Genomic DNA, 16,899 nt, shown 5'->3' with positions numbered 1-16,899 from the left:
GACACTCGCGTTGGTACGCCGCCGACAGCGACCGGCGGCGTACCAACGCGAGTGTCATCCTGCGCTCGGTGCTGGAGCACGGGCCGGTGGCCCGCTCCACGATCGCCCGGCTGACCGGTCTGTCCCCCGCGTCGGTGACCGACTACTGCGCCCGCTTCACCGAGCTGGGGCTGATCCACGAGTCCGCCACACCTCAACGGTCCAACGGTGTGGGCCGCCCCCATGTGCCCGTCGACCTGGACGCATCGCGGTTCGTGGTGGGCGGAGTCCATGTGGCCGTCCCCTACACGACGGTCGCCCTGCTCGATCTGCGGGGCCGGGTGGTGGCCGAGCGGCGGATCGGGCACGACAGCACCGATCCGTCCCGGGTACTGACCCGGGCCGCCGACGGTCTGGGCGCGCTGTTCGCGGAGGCACCCGGAACCATCCCGCTCGGCGTCGGCGTGGCCGCCGGCGGCTGGGTCGACCGGGACTCCGGGACCATCGTCGAACATCCGCTGCTCGGCTGGCGGGAGGTGCCGGTGCGCGAGATCCTCGGCGCCCGAACCGGGCTCCCGGTCCATGTCGACGGCCACGCACGGGCGTTGGTGAACGCGGAGCGCCTGTTCGGGCGGGCGGCCCGCGGCAGCCGTAGCGTGCTGCATCTCTTCGTGGGCAATGTGGTCGACGCGGCCTTCGCCACCAACGACGAGGTGCACCACGGGCCTCGGTCCCAGGCCGGGGCGATCGCGCATCTGCCGTTACGCGGCGGTACGGAACCGTGCGGCTGCGGGCGCGTCGGCTGCCTCCAAGTCGAGCTGAGCGAACGGACGTTGTGCCGGCGGGCCCGGGAGGCGGGGCTCATCGACGGGGTGAACCCGACCCATCTCGTGGCCGTGGCCGACGGCGGAAACCCGCTCGCCGTACGGCTGTTGACGCAGCGGGCGCGAATGGTCGGGCGGGCGGCCGGGCTGCTGCTCGACATCCTCAACCCGGAGACGGTGGTCGTCACCGAGCTGGGGGTGATGCGGCGGGAGGACTGCCTGCGCGCGCTGCGCGAGGAGGTCGGTGACGAGCGGGCGTCGGCCGTCGTGCCGACGAGTTTCCCGGATTCCGTGCTGGCGGTGGCGGGCGGTTCGGTGCTGCTGGACGTGCTGTACCGGGATCCGTTGAGCGTTTCACCGGCGACTATTTAATTCAGAAACTCGGAATGTTGACAGGGGGCGCTCATGGCCGGGAACATCCTGGTCATGAGCCTGCAGATGAGTTGTCGCACTTCTTGTTGCTGACCCGTTGACGCGCCCCCGGCGCCGGTCTCATCCTGCCCGCATTTCTTTCTCCGGCTTTCCTCTGCCGTGAATTCAGCGCGCATTCCCGCGTTCCCGCGACTTTTGATCAGGGAGTACTCCCATGCCTCATTCCCGTGCGCCCGGTGTCGACCGGCGACTCTTCCTCACCTCGGTGTTCGGTGCCGCCGCGGGCATCGCCGGTCTCAGCGGCTGTGCCACGAGCAGTGCCGCGACCGCCAAGTCCGGGGCCGGTCTGTCCGCCCCGCTCGCCGAGAAGGTGCCGTCCGGCACGAGCCTGAAGATCTCCTCGTACCTCAACACCCAGCAACTCCAGTTCAAGCTGGCGAAGTTGCCCAAGTTGCCGTTCACCGTGTCGAGTTGGGTGAACATCGGGGCCGGTCCCGATGTCATCAACGCGTTCCGCGCCAAGTCACTGGACCTCGCCAACAACGCGGGCATCCCGCCGATCCAGGCGCACTACCAGGGCTTCGACGCGAAGATCGTCGCGATCAACATCACTCGTAAGCCCAACTACCTCTTCGCCACCAAGCCCGGCAGCGACATCCACTCCGTCGCCGACTTCAAGGGCAAGAAGCTGGCGTTCTCGCAGGGCCAGGCCCAAGGCGTCGTCCTGCTACGGGCGTTGAAGGAGGCGGGCCTGAAGTACGACGAGGTGAAGCTGGTCCCGCTGACCAGCAACCAGTTCTTCACGGCCCTCCAGTCGGGCCAGGTCGACATCGCCCCGCTCGCCAACAGCCAGGCACCCGCATACCTCAAGCAGTACGAGGCGAAGGGCGCCCGCGCGATCACCACCGACGTCGTAGACCTGCTGAACCTGCTGTGGGCGCCGGCCGCCGTGCTGGCCGACCCGGCGAAGGCGGCCGCGATCGCCGCGTACATCCCGCAGTGGGCGCAGGGGCAGGTCTGGCAGTACGAGCACCCGGACACCTGGAACGAGGAGTTCTACGTCAAGACGCAGAACCTGACCCTCGCACAGGCGCAGTCGGTCACCGCGCTGGCCAACAAGCCCTTGTTCCCGCCGAGTTGGGACGAGGCCGTGAAGTGGGAGCAGGAGACCGCCGATCTGCTCGCGGAGGGCGGCTTCGTGAAGGAGTTCAAGGTGGACTCGCTCTTCGACCGGCGCTTCGAGGCCGTCGCGGCGAGGGCCGTACCGGCGGAGTACCGGAAGTGACGGCCATGACGACCTCGACGACCACTGCAACCAGCGTGCCGGTGACGGCCGTTGAGGAGAAGTCGGCCGTACGGCGGCGCGGGCGGCGCCGCGGTCTCGCCCCCGGCAAACGGCTGCCCGCCTCCCGGGTCATCGGCCCCGCGCTGTTCTTCGCCCTGTGGGCCCTCGCCTCCGCCGCCGGGCAGTTGGACCCGGCGGCGATCCCGGCGCCCTGGACGGTACTGCGGACCGCCGGCCGGCTGTGGACGTCCGGCACACTGCCCACGGACGTGCTGACCTCGCTGGAACGCGCCGCCTACGGCTTCGCGCTCGGTCTCACCGCGGGTGTCGTCCTCGCGCTGGCCGCCGGGCTGAGCCGGGTCGGCGAGGCGCTGATCGACGGGACCGTGCAGCTCAACCGGGCGATCCCGACCCTCGGCCTCATCCCGCTGTTCATCCTCTGGCTGGGCATCGGCGAGACCTTCAAGGTCGCCATCATCGCGATCGTCGTCTACATCCCGATCTACCTCAACCTGCATGCCGCGCTGTCCGGCATCGACCACCGCTATGTCGAACTGGCCGAGGTCCAGGGCCTGTCGAGGCTCCAGTTCATCCGCCAGATCGTCATCCCCGGCGCCCTGCCCGGCTTCTTCGTGGGCCTGCGCCTCGGGGTGACCGGCTCCTGGCTGAGCCTGGTGGTCCTGGAGCAGATCAACGCCACCAGCGGCCTCGGCTACATGATGTTCCAGGCCCAGAACTACGGCCAGTCGGACGTCATCCTCGTCGGCCTGCTGATCTACGGCGTGTTCGGTCTGGTCTCCGACAGCGCGGTCCGTCTCGTCGAACGGAGGGTGCTGTCATGGCGCCGCACACTCAGCAGCTGACCGTCGCCCCCACCGTCCAACTCCGGGGCCTCACAAGGTCGTTCGACGGCCGTACGGTCCTCGACCACATCGACCTCGACCTGCCCGCCGGACAGTTCACCGCGCTGCTCGGGCACAGCGGGTCCGGCAAGAGCACGTTGCTGCGGGCCATCGCGGGGCTCGACCACGAGGTGGTCGGGAGTGGCCAACTCACCGCGCCCGAACGGGTGTCGGTGGTGTTCCAGGACTCCCGGCTGCTGCCCTGGCGGCGGGTGCTGGACAACGTACTGCTGGGGGCGGAGGGCAAGGAGGCCGCCGCGAAGGGGCGCGAGGCCCTTGCCGAGGTGGGCCTCGCCGGCCGTGAGCGGGCCTGGCCGAACGAGTTGTCCGGCGGGGAGGCGCAGCGGGCCGCCCTCGCCCGCTCGCTGGTGCGTGAGCCCGAACTCCTGCTGGCGGACGAGCCGTTCGGCGCGCTGGATGCCCTGACTCGCATCCGGATGCACGTGTTGCTGCGCGAGCTGTGGGAGCGGCATCGGCCCTCGGTGTTGCTGGTCACGCATGACGTGGACGAGGCGATCGTGCTTGCGGATCGGGTTCTTGTGCTGGAGGAGGGGCGGATCGGGCTGGACCTGGCCATCGATCCGGAGGTGCCGCGTGCGGAGTATCGGGAACGGTTGTTGGCGGCGCTCGGTGTGACGTCGGATTCGCGGTGACCGTCGGCTGCGCGCCCCGCCTGGGGGCTGCGCCCCCAGACCCCCATCGGCCCTGAAGGGGCCTCGTCCTCAAACGCCGGACGGGCTGATTTATGCCGCCCGCGTTGAAAGGCACCGGAACACTCACCCAAAGGACCTGGCATGCCCCGCCAACTCCACCTGAACGCCTTCCTCATGAACACCGGCCATCACGAGGCCTCCTGGCGCCTCCCGGAAAGCAACCCCTACGCCCACGTCGAACTGGACCACTACACACACCTCGCCCGGATCGCAGAGCGCGGCACCTTCGACTCCCTCTTTCTCGCCGACGGGCCGCAGTTGTGGAGCAACCTGGCCCAGCGCCCGGCAGGCGCCCTGGAACCGCTCACCCTGCTCACCGCACTCGCGACGGCGACCGAGCACATAGGCCTGATCGCCACCGCATCCACGTCCTACAACTCCCCCTACAACCTGGCCCGCAAGTTCGCCTCGCTCGACATCATCAGTGGCGGTCGGGCCGGTTGGAACATCGTCACGACCGCCGGGGCCGAGGCCGCCCGCAACTTCGGGCTGGCGCACGAGCCGGCGCACGCCGAACGGTACGCGCGGGCCGCCGAGTTCCTCGATGTGGCGCTGAAGCTCTGGGACAGCTGGGAGGACGACGCGATCGTCGCCGACAAGGCGGCCGGGGTGTGGGGCGACGACACGAAGATCCACCCGCCGCACCACCAGGGGACGTACTTCAGCGTCGAGGGCGCCCTCAACGTGCCCCGCTCACCCCAGGGTTACCCGCTGCTCGTGCAGGCCGGTTCGAGCGAGGACGGCAAGGCGTTCGCCGCCCGGTACGCGGAGGCGGTGTTCACCGCGCAGCAGACCCCCGCCGACGCCCAGGACTTCTACCGGGACCTCAAGTCCCGTACGACGGCGGCAGGTCGGGACCCCGAGCACATCAAGGTGCTGCCCGGCATCGTCCCGGTGCTCGGCGGGACGGAGGCCGAGGCCCGCGCGAACGAGCGGCTGCTGGAAGACCACATCGTGTACACGCACGGAGTGGACCGCCTGGAGCGGCTTCTCCAACTACCACCCGCCACCCTTGAGTTGGATGCCCAACTCCCCGCCGATCTTCCTCCCGAGGACTCCATCGAGGGTGCCAAGAGCCGCTACACCCTCGTCGTCGAACTCGCCCGCCGGGACCGGCTGACCGTACGGCAGTTGATCGGCCGACTCGGTGGCGGACGTGGGCATCTCACCTTCGCCGGTACGCCGGAACAGGTCGCCGACGAGATCGAGTCCTGGTTCACGCAGGGTGCCGCCGACGGCTTCAACATCATGCCCGCGGTCCTCCCCTCGGGCCTCGACGCCTTCGTCGACCAGGTCGTCCCGCTCCTCCGCGCCCGCGGTCTGCTCCGCACGGAGTACGGCCCGCGCACCACCCTCCGGGAGCGCTACGGCCTCCCCCGCCCCGCCAACCAGTACGCCCAACCCGCCTTTGCCTGAAGGGACTTCACCATGTCCATCGAGACCGAGATCGAGATCCAGAAGGTCACCGCGCACATCGGCGTCCGTGTGTCCGGCGTCGACATCAACAAGCCCCTCGACGCCGAGCAGGTCGCGGCGATCCGCGAGGCCCTCAACGTCCACAAGGCGCTGGTGTTCGACGACGTCCACCTCGACGACGAGGGCCAGGAGGCCTTCGCCCGCCACTTCGGCGACCTCACCACCGCCCACCCCACCGTGCCCGCCGTCGACGGCGCCCCGAACGTGCTGCCCGTCGACAGCGAACGCGGCCGGGCCAACCACTGGCACACCGACGTCACCTTCGTCCTCAACCCGCCCCAGGCCAGCACCCTGCGCTCCATCACGGTCCCGCCGTACGGCGGCGAGACCCTGATCGCCAGTTCGGCGGCGGCCTACCGCGATCTGCCCGAACCCCTCCGCGCCCTCGCGGACACCCTCTGGGCCGAGCACACCAACGACTACGACTACGCCGTACCGGACGAGGAGATCGACGACGAAAAGGCCGCCCAGCGCGCCCAGTTCACGTCCATCAAGTTCCGCACGGTCCACCCGGTCGTCCGCGTCCACCCGCTGACCGGCGAACGCGGCCTGTTCATAGGCGGGTTCGCGCAACGGATCGCAGGCCTGTCGACGGGCGAGTCCCGCAAGATCCTCGACCTCCTCCAGGCGTACGTCACCCGCCCCGAGAACGTCCTGCGCCACCGCTGGTCCCCGAACCAGCTCGTCCTCTTCGACAACCGCATCACCCAGCACTACGCCATCGACAACTACGACGACCAGCCCCGCCGCCTCAACCGCGTGACCATCGCCGGTGACATCCCGGTCGGCATCGAGGGCAAGGAGAGCTACTCGATCGAGGGCGACGCGTCGCACTACACATCGGTCGCGGAGTAGCCACACGGAGCCTTTTCGCTGCTAGGTTGTAGTTGCAAGTGATGTGCAACAAGAGGTCCGGAGGGGATCGATCCGTCATGCCCGTCTACACGCTGCCCGACCTGCCCTACGACTACTCCGCGCTCGCCCCCGTGATCAGCCCCGAGATCATCGAGCTGCACCACGACAAGCACCACGCGGCGTACGTGAAGGGTGCGAACGACACGCTGGAGCAGCTGGCGGAGGCGCGCGACAAGGAGTCGTGGGGTTCGGTCAACGGCCTGGAGAAGAGTCTGGCGTTCCATCTCTCCGGGCACATCCTGCACAGCATCTACTGGCACAACATGACCGGCGACGGCGGCGGCGAGCCCCTGGAAGCCGACGGCGTGGGCGAGTTGGCGGACGCGATCTCCGAGTCCTTCGGCTCCTTCGCCGGCTTCAAGGCCCAACTCACCAAGGCCGCCGCGACGACCCAGGGTTCAGGCTGGGGCGTGCTCGCGTACGAGCCGCTGAGCGGCCGGCTCATCGTCGAGCAGGTCTACGACCACCAGGGCAACGTCGGACAGGGGTCGACCCCCCTCCTCGTCTTCGACGCCTGGGAGCACGCCTTCTACCTCCAGTACAAGAACCAGAAGGTCGACTTCATCGACGCGATGTGGGCGGTCGTCAACTGGCAGGACGTGGCGCGACGTTACGAGGCGGCGAGGTCCCGGCAGACGATCCTGTCGGCCTGATCTCCGCCAACCTCTACAGAACGTCCTGCCTCGTGATCGTCTTCTCACCGCTCACTCAGGCAGGCGATGGAAGGGAGGGCCCCCGCGAGGACGTGACTCGCGGGGGCCCTCCTCGTCTCACTGCGCCTCGAAGGCGCACCGCACGAGTTCCCGGTCCTTCTTGGGCAGCGCCAGGTCGAACGTGCCGTCGGCGGTGACGAGTTCGTAGCGCTCGAACTTCGGCCCCAGCGGCAGCTTCACACCGGTGGGCTTGAGGGAGAAGGGCGGTCTCAGGCTCGCGGTCCGGTCTCCCCGCCGGTCCGTCCACACCGGTTCCTCGCCCGCGGCAAGGCGCAGCAGTCCCGATCTGACGCGCGCGATCTGCTTGCCCTTGCCGACCGAGGACATCGCCGCCCCACCGATGCTCTTCGTGAACCCCGCGACAAGCAGCGCCTGCCCGTTCCTGAAGTCCTCGACGTCCTGCGCGGGCGTACGCCGCCGGATCCACGTCCAGCGCAGCAGCACGTCCACCCCGGTTTCCGTCCCCGCGGAACGCCGTGCCGCCTGCTTCTCCTGCCCCATCATCCCCACCCTTTTCGGCCGTCGGTCACACAGGCACGTTAAGTGACAGCAATGCGGTCTCACCCGGCGCCATCCGCATCTCGGACACCGCAGCGTTGCGCAACTGCGGGAAGACACGGCGGTACTCGCTGAGCGGAATCCCCAGCAACCGGCACAGCACCAGCCGCAGCAGGCTGTTGTGGGCGACGATCAGGACGCGTTGGTCGGGGTGGGTGGTGGCGATGTGGTGCAGGGCCGCCGTGCCGCGGGTTGCCGCTGCTGTCGGGTCCTCGGCGCCGGGGAAGGCGTGAGTCACCGGGTCGGTGCGGAAGGCCTGCGCCGCCTTCGGGTGCTCCGCCTCGAATTCCGCGAGCGTGCGGCCCTCCATCACCCCGAAGTCGCATTCGATCAGGGCGGGTTCGGTGTGCGGGGTGAGGTTCAGGGCGCGGGCGGCGGGGGCCGCCGTGCGGACGGCTCGGGACAGGGGGGACGTCCAGATCGCGTCGACCGGGTGCGCCGCCGCCCAGCGGCCCAGGGCCTCCGCCTGTGCGACGCCCGTGTCCGTCAGGGCCACGTCGCTGATGCCGGCGTAGCGGTTCTCGGCGTGCCAGACGGTCTGGCCGTGGCGGGCCAGCAGGAGGGTGGTGCTCATGAGTCGGCGGCTTTCTGGTTCAGGCGGGTGCGGGTGTGGGTCGCGAGCGGGGTCGGCAGCCAGCCTCGGGTCTCCAGTTCGTCCACCAGGCGAGCGTACGGCTCGACGAAGCGCGCCGTACGGGACGCGCGGGGTTCGAGGACCGTGCGGATACGGACCATGCGGTCGGCCGCCTCGACGAGCGAGGCAGTGGCCCCTGTGCCGTACGCCGCCAACACCGCCATTCCCAGGGCCGGTTCGATCTGTTCCGGTACCCGGGCCGGGCGGCCGAGGACGTCGGCGCGGAGCTGGTTCCAGTACGCGCTGCGGGCCGCGCCGCCCGTGAAGGTGAGCGGGCCGTCTATCGGCGCGCCCAGGTAGTGCAGGTAGTCGAGGCACAGGCGCTCGGTGAACGCCACGCCCTGGAGCACCGCCGCCCAGCGGTCCGCCTCGGAGGCCGGGGTGCCGAGCGTGAAGGCCGTCGCCTCCGGGGCCAGGAAGGGGAAGCGTTCACCTGGAGAGGAGAGGGGGTACGTGAGGACGCCCGACGGTTCGTGGTCGGCCGCCCGGCTGTCCATCTCCGCCGGGTCCGCCCCCGTCGGCAGCGCCCCCGCGCCCACGCTCGACGCCCCGCCCGGCAGCCAACTCCCGTCCGGTGCGCGGTGGTTGTAGACCACCCCGGCGTCGTCCCGGACGGGCCTAGCGGACGCGCCCTTGAGGACCAGTGTGGTGCCGAGCACCGAGTTCCACGCGCCGACGCGCAGCGCGCCGGACGCGATCTGGGCCGCGCAGCCGTCCGTCATCCCCGCGACGACCGGGGTACCGGCGGGGATGCCGGTCGCTTCGGCGGCAGCCCGGGACACCTCTCCCAGCCGGGTGCCGGGCCGGACCACCTCCGGCAACACCTCACCCAGGTGGGCCAGTTGGGGTGGCCACGCCTCGTGCTCCGCGTCGTAGCCCGTCTTCAGGGCGTGGCTGGAGTCGGTCGGGATCGTCGTTCCGCCCGTCAACCGGGCGGTGATCACGTCGGGTTGATGGGTGATCCGCCCCCTCCCGTACGCCTCCAACAGCCACAGCGCCTTCGGCAGCGCCCAGCTCGGTTGCGTGCCGACCCGCGCCGCCTCCGGCGCCGCACGCCCGTCGTCGTACATCAACGCCGGTGTGAGCGGGCGGCCTTCGGGGTCCGTCAGCAGGACGGTCCCGGAGGTGCCGCACACCGCGAGCCCACCGAGCCGTAGGGACCGCTGTCCCGTCAGGGCGGCCCGGGACGCGGTGCACACCGCCTTCCACCACTCCTCCGGGTCCTGTTCGTGGCGGGTGCCGTCCCGCTGGCCGGTCAGTGGGGCGGCACCGGCGCCGAGGACCCGCCCGTCGCCGGTGACCAGCAGCGCGCGGACGCTCTGCGTGCCCAGGTCGATGCCCAGCCACGCCCCGCCGTCACCCTCGAACATCATCCGGACCTCCCACAGGGGTTACGCATTCGGCATTCCCCGTTCATCGTGGCAAAGAGGGAGGGAGCCCCACGATGACCGAGACCCTGCGTGTCGTCGCCGCCGGTGACCATTTCGTCCTGCCGTCGCTGATCACCTCCGCGATCGCCGAGGAACTGCGCGAACACCCTTTCGCCGTAAGCGAGTTGAAGCTCGGCTGGCCCCTGGAGCCTTTCGGCGCCGTGGCCGAGGTGGAGGAGGCGAGCGATGCCGAGGACGAGGTGATCGACGCCCTGCGTAGCACCGGTGCGCCGGTGCTGGTCACCCAGATGGGGCCGGTCACCGAGCGCGTGCTGGACGCCTGTCCGGAGCTGCGGCTGGTCGTCGTGTGCCGGGGCGGGCCCGTGAACGTCAACCTCGACGCGGCGAAGACCCACGACGTACGGGTGTGCTTCGCGCCCGGCCGCAACGCCGCCGCGACCGCCGAGTTCACCGTGGGGATGATGCTGGCCGCACTCCGCCGCATCCCGCAGGCGCATGAACTCCTTGCCGGGCAGGGCAGTTGGGAGGCGGGCGCCGCCTATTACACGTATGAACGGAGTGGGTTGGAGCTGGAGGATCTGCCGGTCGGGCTCGTCGGGTACGGGGCCGTCGGCAGCCGGGTCGCCCGCGTCCTCTGCGCGTTCGGCGCCCGCGTGATGGTGTACGACCCTTATGTGCACGGCGAGATCCACGGACTGCGCGTCACGGCGCTGGACGAACTCCTCCGCCGCTCCCAAGTCATCACCCTGCACGCCCGGTTGACCTCCGAGACCCGTGGCCTGATCGGCGCCCGCGAGCTGGCGCTGCTGCGGCCCGGCGCGGTGGTGGTGAATGTGGCGCGGGGCCCGTTGCTGGACGAGGACGCGTTGTGCGAGGCACTGGAGAGCGGGCAGGTGTCGGCGGCGGCCCTGGACACGTACGCGCACGAGCCGTTGCCCGCCGGTTCGCGTCTGTTCGGCTTCAACGACCGGCTGGTCCTCACTCCCCACCTGGGCGGCGCCTCCCGCGCGGTGGCGGAGAAGGCAGCACGAATAGCGGCAAGTGAAGTAGGCCATTGGGCACGCGGGGAGCCTCTCGCCCACCAACTCCGCTGAGGGCCCACCAAGTCGGTCTGTCCCCACGCGTCGACCGAACCAAAAGAGGTGCGCGCGTCGGGAGCCGCTCGGGCACAGCCTGACCTGAGGATCGTCACCAACTCCGAGGAGGTCTTATGTACGTCGGGATCGACGTAGGCACATCCACCGTCAAAGCCGCCGCCTTCGACGGCTCCGGTCGCCAACTCGCCGTGGCCACCCGCCCGGTGGGGCTGTCGATGCACGGTGGGTTCGTCGAGCAGGACATGGACGAGGTCTACGCCGCGGTGGTCGCCGTACTCGACGAACTCACGGCGGACACCGCCGAGCCGGTCGAACTCGCCGGGCTCACCGGGCAGGGCGACGGTGTCTGGCTGGTGGACGCGGAGGGGCGGCCGGTGCGGGCGGCCGCGTCCTGGATGGACGGGCGGGCACATGAACTGCTCGACCGGTGGCTGGCGGACGGGACCTTCGAGACGGTGTTCCGGCGGACGGGGAGCGCGATGTTCCCGGGGTGTCCGGGGCCGTTGCTGGCCTGGTTCGAGGCGCACGAGCCGAAGGCGCTGGACGCGGCGCGGCACGCCCTGTACTGCAAGGACATGGTCTTCCGGCGGCTCACGGGGGCACCGGCCACGACCGATGTCTCGGACGCGTCGATGCCGTTCCTCGACCCCAGGACGCGGTCGTACGACAACGGTGTCGTCGAGCTTCTCGGTCTGACCCGGCGCCGCGGGCTGCTGGCCCCGGTCAGCGACCCGGTCGCGACGGCCGAGACGCGCGGCGAGGGGCTGCCTGCGGGCACCCGGATCGCGAACGGGCCGTACGACCTGCCCGCCTGCGCCCTCGGCGCGGGCGTGACGGAACCCGGCGACGGGCTGCTCATCGTCGGGACGTGTCTCGCCAGTCTGGTCGCGACGACCGATCTGGATCTGAGCGGCGAACCGGCCGGTCTGTACATCTCGCTCGACCGGCCGGGGCACTGGCTGCGGGCCATGCCGGCGATGGTCGGTACGGCGGCCCTGGACTGGGTGCTGTCGACGACGGGCGTCCGGCACGAGGAGGTGGACGCGCTGCTCGCGGCGACCCCGGCCGGGGCGAACGGGGTGCGGGTGCTGCCGTACTTCGCGCCGTCCGGCGAGCGCGCGCCCTTCGTCGAACCCCGGCTCCGCGCCGAACTGACCGGTGTCTCCCTGGAGTCGACGCCCGCCGACCTGATCCGCGCGACCTGCGAGGGCATCGGTTACGCGGCCCGGCACTGTCTCGAGGCGGCCGGGCTGACGGGTTCGCTGGCCGTGTGCGGCGGCGGGACGCGCAGCCCCGCCTGGATGCGGCTGCTCGCGGATGTGCTGGGGCGGCCGTTGCGCGTGGTCGAGGGAGAGGTGGGGGCGCGGGGCGCGGTCCTCGCGGCGGCCGAGCGGTACGGGGTTCCGCTGGACGCGGGGGCCTGGACCCGGCCGACGGAGGTCGTCGAGCCGGACGCGGGACGGGCGGCGTACTACGCGAAGGGGTTCGAGGACCATCTGGCGCGGCTGGCGGCGGCGCGCCACCGGAGCCGGTGATTTCGGGGGCGGGCGCCCGCGATTCGCGGTGTACTACCGGCCTGGCCCGTGCGTGGCGAGGAGGAGTTCATGACGGTGCTTCGACGGTGGTGCCCGAACTGCCTTGGTTGGCAGGACTTCCAGAAGATGGCCGACGCCGAGAAGGCAGCCGTCCGGGAAGAGAAGGGGCCCCGGCACTACGTGGGGGATCTGTGGCGCTGCGCCGTCAAGGGCTGTGTGCGCTACCAGCCGGCGTACCACGCGCGAGGCGGCGGCGATCTCCCCGAGAAGTTCCGTGAGGAGAAGGCCGCCGCCCCGGAGTGAGCGCCGCCGTGCCCGCAGGTTGCCGTACCTACGGATTGCCGTGCTTACAGGTTGCTGAAGTCCGGGCCCTTGGTGCGCGAGCGCTTGATCTCGTAGAAGCCGGGGACCGAGGCGACCGCGACGGTGCCGTCCCAGAGGCGCGCGGCCTCCTCGCCCTTGGGGGCGGGGGTGACGACCGGGCCGAAGAAGGCGATCTGCTCGCCGTCGGGGCCGGGGACGGCGATGACGGGGGTGCCGACGTCCTGGCCGACCTTGTCGATGCCCTCCTTGTGGGAGGCGCGCAGCTCGGCGTCGAACTCGAAGTCCTCCTGGTCCGCGTAGTCGATCAGGTCGGCGGGCAGGCCGACCTCCGCGAGCGCGCCGGCGATCGCCTCGACGGTCGGGCCCTCGCCGTTGTTGTGGATGCGGGTGCCGAGCGCGGTGTACAGCGGGCCGAGGATCTCCGAGCCGTGCTTCTGCCAGGCGGCGGTGACCACGCGGATCGGCTTCCAGGCCTTGGTGGCGAGCAGCTCGCGGTACTCCTCGGGCAGCTCGTCGAGCTTGGGCTCGTTCAGCACCGCCAGGCTCATGATGTGCCAGCTGACCTCGATGTCCCGGACCTTCTCGACCTCCAGCACCCACCGGGAGGTCATCCACGCCCAGGGGCACAGCGGGTCGAACCAGAAGTCCACGGGGGTCTTGGCGGTCTCAGACATGACGCTCCTCGGAATACGGCCGTTTCCTCATCGCAACACCGCCTCCCGCCACCTCATTCCCGGGTACCCGCGGTCAGGGGCGCATGGCAGGATCGGCCCTGACCACACAGCGCTGACCAAGCGAAGACCATCCGAGGGAGTGCCTCCGTGCCCGGTGAGAATCTGTCCCGCGACGAGGCCCGGGAGCGGGCCGCACTGCTGTCCGTCGACGGGTACGACGTGTCCCTCGACCTGCGCTCGGCGGTGGGTGACGACGCCGGTGAGGGACCGCGGACCTTCCGGTCGGTGACCACGATCCGGTTCCGCTGTGCCGAGCCGGGCGCGGCGAGCTTCGCGGACCTGATCGCGCCGGGCGTCACCGCCGTGTCGCTCAACGGCAGGGACCTCGACCCGGGCGCGGTCTTCGACGGCTCGCGCATCCAGCTGGAGGACCTGGCCGCCGAGAACGAGCTGATCGTCGACGCGCGGTGCGCGTACTCCCGTACCGGCGAGGGCATGCACCGCTTCGTCGACCCCGAGGACGGCGAGATCTACCTCTACACCCAGTACGAGCCGGCCGACTCGCGCCGGGTCTTCGCCACCTTCGAGCAGCCGGACCTCAAGGCGCCGTTCCGCGCCGAGGTGCGGGCCCCCGAGGGCTGGACGGTGTGGAGCAACGGCGTCGGCGAACTGACCGACGGCGTATGGAAGTTCGCGGAGACGAAGCCGATCTCGACGTACATCACGGCGTTCCTCGCGGGCCCGTACCACTACGTCACGGACTCCTACTCCCGCACCTTCGCCGACGGTACGACGCTGGAGATCCCGCTCGGCGCGATGTGCCGCAAGGGCCTGGCGCCGTACTTCGACTCCGACGACGTGTTCCTGGTGACGAAGCAGGGGCTGGACTTCTTCCACGAGCACTTCGACTATCCGTACCCGTTCGGGAAGTACGACCAGGCGTTCGTGCCGGAGTACAACCTCGGCGCGATGGAGAACCCGGGTCTTGTCACCTTCCGCGAGGAGTACATCTTCCGGGGGAAGGTGACGCAGGCCTCGTACTCGGCGCGGGCGAACACGATCCTGCACGAGATGGCGCACATGTGGTTCGGCGACCTCGTCACCATGGAGTGGTGGGACGACCTGTGGCTGAAGGAGTCCTTCGCGGACTTCATGGGGGTGTTCGCGAGCGTCGGCGCGACCCGCTTCTCCGACGCCTGGATCAGCTTCGCCAACCGCCGCAAGGCGTGGGCGTACCGCGCGGACCAGCTCCCCTCCACGCACCCGATCACCGCCGACATCCGCGACCTCCAGGACGCGAAGCTCAACTTCGACGGCATCACGTACGCCAAGGGGGCGTCCGTACTCAAGCAGTTGGTGGCGTACGTCGGCCAGGACGCGTTCCTGGAGGGCGCGCGCCGCTACTTCAAGCGGAACGCGTACGGCAACACGCGCCTCGGTGATCTGCTGTCGGTCCTGGAGGAGACCAGCGGCCGGGACATGGCGTCCTGGGCGCGGTCGTGGCTCCAGACGGCCGGGGTCAACTCCCTTACTCCGCAAGTGGTGTTGGACGTGGAAGGCGGCCGGATCGCCGAGCTGACGGTGCTTCAGGACGCGGCCGAGTCGCATCCTGAACTCCGCCCGCACCGCGTGGTCGTGGGCCTCTACCGGACGGAGGACAAGCGTCTCGTCCGGTACGAGCGGGCCGAGGTGGACGTCGACGGCCCGCGCACGGTCGTGGTCGAACTGGCCGGTGCGGACGCGCCGGAGCTGGTGCTCGTCAACGACGAGGACCTCACGTACGCCAAGACCCGTTTCGACGCGGTGTCGTTGGCGACCCTGCGGGAGCGACTCGGCGCGCTCACCGACCCGATGGCGCGTGCCCTGTGCTGGTCGGCGCTGTGGAACATGACGCGGGACGCGCTGCTGCTCGCGCCCGACTTCATCGACCTGGTGATGCAGTTCGGGCGCCGGGAGACCGACATCGGCGTCCTTCAGATGCTGCACGCGTGGGCGAACTCGGCGCTGGTCAACTACTCGCCGCCGTGGTGGCGGGAGACCGGCGCGAAGCTGCTGGCGCACATCGCGGAGCGGGATCTGCGGGACGCCGAGCCCGGCAGCGAGCACCAGCTGGCGTGGGCGCGGTTCTTCGCGTCGGTGGCGTCGGCGCCGGACGAACTGGCGCTGCTGCGGGGCCTGTTGGACGGCACGGAGAAGGTGGACGGGCTGGTGGTCGACCAGGAGCTGCGCTGGGCGTTCCTGGAGCCGCTGACCGCGCACGGGGCGGCGGACGCGGCCGTGGTGGCCGCCGAACTGGCCCGCGACGACACCGCGTCCGGCAAGCGCCACCAGGTCCGCACGCTCGCCGCCCGCCCCTCGGCGGCCGTCAAGGCGCAGGCGTGGGCGCAGGTCGTGGAGTCGGAGGCGCTGTCCAACGCGCTGGTCGAGGCGACGATCGCGGGCTTCGTGCAGCCCTCGCAGCGGGAGTTGCTCGCGCCGTACACGGAGAAGTACTTCGCGGCGATCGAGCGGGTGTGGGAGGAGCGCTCGATCCAGATCGGCATGGATGTGGTGCGGGGTCTGTTCCCGGCGTTCCCGACGGCCGAGGACGGGGAGGCGACGCTGGCGGCGACGGACGCGTGGCTGACGTCCCACGAAGGCTCGGCGCCCGCCCTGCGGCGGCTGGTGCTGGAGTCGCGGGACGATCTGGCGCGGGCGCTGCGGGCGCAGGCGGCGGACAACGAGGGGCGGGGCACTCAGGGCTGACCTTTGGCCTACGGTCGGGTGCTGCTTTGGCCTGCGGTTGACCTCTGCGTGACCGTTACTGAATACAGGTAATCGCAGCCGTAACCCCTGGTCCACCCCATCCGGACCAGGGGTTTTCGGCGCCTACTCGGCATCCGAACGCCTGTCCTTTAGTACCGCGTTGTCTGGATTTGTCGACGGGCGTGTAACAGCGGTTAGGGAGCGGATCCGGCGCGGGAAACCCCGTTGCATGAACCACAACACCCCGCTCTCCCCCCGCCCCCTCAGCCACCTCTCCGAGGTGCACCGCCGGGTTCTGACGACGGCTCAGCTCCGTGCGCACGGTGTCCCGGCCGCCGAGGTGAACGAGCAGTGCCGCCCCGGCGGCCCCTGGCAGCAGCTCCTCCCCGGCGTCGTCCTGCTGCACTCAGGCCCGCCCACCGGCGAGGAGCGGCTGCACGCGGTGCTGATGTACGCGGCGCGGGAGCGGACGGCGGGGGTCCCGGTCCAGCCCGGCGCGGAGGGGCCGCACCGGCCGACGTACACGGAGACGATGGTCACGGGTCTGGCCGCGCTGACCCTGCACGGCTTCACCTCGGCCGGACAGCTTCCCTCCCTCGACCACATCGACGTCCTGGTCCCCCGGATGCGCCGGCTCCGTTCCACGGGCTGCGCCCGCGTCGTGCGTACGGCGGCGCTGCCCACCCCGCAGCAGGTGAAGGGCGTACCGGTGGCCCCGGTGCCGCGGGCGCTGGCGGACGCGGCACCGGGGCCACCGGTACG

Annotated in this window: 15 protein-coding genes and 1 pseudogene; 12 read left to right on the top strand and 4 right to left on the bottom strand. The window is 70.4% G+C overall.

Annotated features, from left to right (window positions below; genetic code table 11):
- The 7 genes from JHN63_RS40610 to JHN63_RS40580 all read left to right on the top strand — a co-directional run.
- Positions 1–1,175 (top strand): ROK family transcriptional regulator (locus JHN63_RS40610; protein ID WP_200690134.1); only part of this gene is annotated, 1,175 nt, incomplete at its 5' end.
- A gap of 214 nt (positions 1,176–1,389) precedes the next feature.
- Entirely contained in the window at positions 1,390–2,460 is a 1,071-nt protein-coding gene (locus tag JHN63_RS40605; protein ID WP_200690133.1) for an ABC transporter substrate-binding protein, read from the top strand.
- Positions 2,461–2,465: 5 nt separating this feature from the next.
- On the top strand, positions 2,466–3,323 hold the full coding sequence (locus JHN63_RS40600; RefSeq protein WP_200690132.1) for an ABC transporter permease: 858 nt from the start codon (positions 2,466–2,468) through the stop codon (positions 3,321–3,323).
- Positions 3,299–4,015, top strand: a complete 717-nt coding sequence (locus tag JHN63_RS40595; RefSeq protein ID WP_200690131.1) for an ABC transporter ATP-binding protein — start codon at positions 3,299–3,301, stop codon at positions 4,013–4,015. Before JHN63_RS40600 ends, JHN63_RS40595 begins: the two co-directional genes overlap by 25 nt.
- Positions 4,016–4,156: 141 nt before the next feature.
- Positions 4,157–5,491, top strand: coding sequence for an LLM class flavin-dependent oxidoreductase (locus JHN63_RS40590; RefSeq protein ID WP_200690130.1), 1,335 nt, complete (start codon positions 4,157–4,159; stop codon positions 5,489–5,491).
- A 12-nt stretch (positions 5,492–5,503) separates the two neighbouring features.
- Entirely contained in the window at positions 5,504–6,406 is a 903-nt protein-coding gene (locus JHN63_RS40585) for a TauD/TfdA family dioxygenase (RefSeq protein ID WP_200690129.1), read from the top strand.
- Positions 6,407–6,483: 77 nt separating this feature from the next.
- Entirely contained in the window at positions 6,484–7,119 is a 636-nt protein-coding gene (locus JHN63_RS40580; protein WP_200690128.1) for a superoxide dismutase, read from the top strand.
- A gap of 117 nt (positions 7,120–7,236) precedes the next feature.
- On the opposite strand, the gene JHN63_RS40575 is transcribed toward JHN63_RS40580, so the two are convergent.
- Genes JHN63_RS40575 through JHN63_RS40565 form a run of 3 tightly spaced genes read right to left on the bottom strand, consistent with a single transcriptional unit; the run spans position 7,237 to position 9,744 of the window.
- Positions 7,237–7,683, bottom strand: a complete 447-nt coding sequence (locus tag JHN63_RS40575) for a hypothetical protein (RefSeq protein WP_234478437.1) — start codon at positions 7,681–7,683, stop codon at positions 7,237–7,239.
- A 22-nt stretch (positions 7,684–7,705) separates the two neighbouring features.
- Positions 7,706–8,311 carry a histidine phosphatase family protein gene (locus tag JHN63_RS40570; protein WP_200690127.1) on the bottom strand — a complete coding sequence of 202 codons (606 nt, stop codon included), beginning with the start codon at positions 8,309–8,311 and terminating at the stop codon, positions 7,706–7,708.
- On the bottom strand, positions 8,308–9,744 hold the full coding sequence (locus JHN63_RS40565; protein WP_200690126.1) for an FGGY-family carbohydrate kinase: 1,437 nt from the start codon (positions 9,742–9,744) through the stop codon (positions 8,308–8,310). Before JHN63_RS40565 ends, JHN63_RS40570 begins: the two co-directional genes overlap by 4 nt.
- Positions 9,745–9,815: 71 nt before the next feature.
- On the opposite strand from JHN63_RS40565, the gene JHN63_RS40560 reads away from it, so the two are divergent.
- From JHN63_RS40560 to JHN63_RS40550, 3 genes are all read left to right on the top strand, one after another.
- Complete coding sequence (locus tag JHN63_RS40560) at positions 9,816–10,856, top strand: 2-hydroxyacid dehydrogenase (protein ID WP_200690125.1); 1,041 nt, start codon at positions 9,816–9,818, stop codon at positions 10,854–10,856.
- Positions 10,857–10,972: 116 nt separating this feature from the next.
- Positions 10,973–12,394 carry an FGGY-family carbohydrate kinase gene (locus tag JHN63_RS40555; protein WP_200690124.1) on the top strand — a complete coding sequence of 474 codons (1,422 nt, stop codon included), beginning with the start codon at positions 10,973–10,975 and terminating at the stop codon, positions 12,392–12,394.
- 69 nt (positions 12,395–12,463) lie between these two features.
- Positions 12,464–12,697, top strand: coding sequence for a hypothetical protein (locus tag JHN63_RS40550; RefSeq protein WP_200690123.1), 234 nt, complete (start codon positions 12,464–12,466; stop codon positions 12,695–12,697).
- Between the two features lie 44 nt (positions 12,698–12,741).
- Here JHN63_RS40550 and JHN63_RS40545 read toward each other — a convergent pair whose 3' ends face one another.
- Positions 12,742–13,392, bottom strand: coding sequence for a DsbA family protein (locus JHN63_RS40545; protein ID WP_200690122.1), 651 nt, complete (start codon positions 13,390–13,392; stop codon positions 12,742–12,744).
- A gap of 147 nt (positions 13,393–13,539) precedes the next feature.
- Here JHN63_RS40545 and pepN point away from each other — a divergent pair, with 147 nt between their 5' ends.
- Both pepN and JHN63_RS40535 read left to right on the top strand, forming a co-directional pair.
- The gene (pepN, locus tag JHN63_RS40540; RefSeq protein ID WP_200690121.1) at positions 13,540–16,137 is read left to right on the top strand and encodes an aminopeptidase N; all 2,598 of its coding nucleotides are present in this window, start codon (positions 13,540–13,542) and stop codon (positions 16,135–16,137) included.
- A 229-nt stretch (positions 16,138–16,366) separates the two neighbouring features.
- Positions 16,367–16,899 (top strand): annotated as a pseudogene (locus JHN63_RS40535) (hypothetical protein); the annotation flags it as partial.

The organism is Streptomyces sp. MBT65 (genome assembly GCF_016612545.1).
GTDB lineage: Bacteria > Actinomycetota > Actinomycetes > Streptomycetales > Streptomycetaceae > Streptomyces.
Note: the sequence above shows the minus strand (reverse complement) of the source record. Positions and strands in the feature narration are given on the sequence as shown.

Coding starts and splice junctions, on each gene's coding strand:
- JHN63_RS40605 (WP_200690133.1), top strand. CDS start 1,390: ATGCCTCATTCCCGTGCGCCCGGTGTCGACCGGCGACTCTTCCTCACC.
- JHN63_RS40600 (WP_200690132.1), top strand. CDS start 2,466: ATGACGACCTCGACGACCACTGCAACCAGCGTGCCGGTGACGGCCGTT.
- JHN63_RS40595 (WP_200690131.1), top strand. CDS start 3,299: ATGGCGCCGCACACTCAGCAGCTGACCGTCGCCCCCACCGTCCAACTC.
- JHN63_RS40590 (WP_200690130.1), top strand. CDS start 4,157: ATGCCCCGCCAACTCCACCTGAACGCCTTCCTCATGAACACCGGCCAT.
- JHN63_RS40585 (WP_200690129.1), top strand. CDS start 5,504: ATGTCCATCGAGACCGAGATCGAGATCCAGAAGGTCACCGCGCACATC.
- JHN63_RS40580 (WP_200690128.1), top strand. CDS start 6,484: ATGCCCGTCTACACGCTGCCCGACCTGCCCTACGACTACTCCGCGCTC.
- JHN63_RS40575 (WP_234478437.1), bottom strand. CDS start 7,683: ATGATGGGGCAGGAGAAGCAGGCGGCACGGCGTTCCGCGGGGACGGAA.
- JHN63_RS40570 (WP_200690127.1), bottom strand. CDS start 8,311: ATGAGCACCACCCTCCTGCTGGCCCGCCACGGCCAGACCGTCTGGCAC.
- JHN63_RS40565 (WP_200690126.1), bottom strand. CDS start 9,744: ATGATGTTCGAGGGTGACGGCGGGGCGTGGCTGGGCATCGACCTGGGC.
- JHN63_RS40560 (WP_200690125.1), top strand. CDS start 9,816: ATGACCGAGACCCTGCGTGTCGTCGCCGCCGGTGACCATTTCGTCCTG.
- JHN63_RS40555 (WP_200690124.1), top strand. CDS start 10,973: ATGTACGTCGGGATCGACGTAGGCACATCCACCGTCAAAGCCGCCGCC.
- JHN63_RS40550 (WP_200690123.1), top strand. CDS start 12,464: ATGACGGTGCTTCGACGGTGGTGCCCGAACTGCCTTGGTTGGCAGGAC.
- JHN63_RS40545 (WP_200690122.1), bottom strand. CDS start 13,392: ATGTCTGAGACCGCCAAGACCCCCGTGGACTTCTGGTTCGACCCGCTG.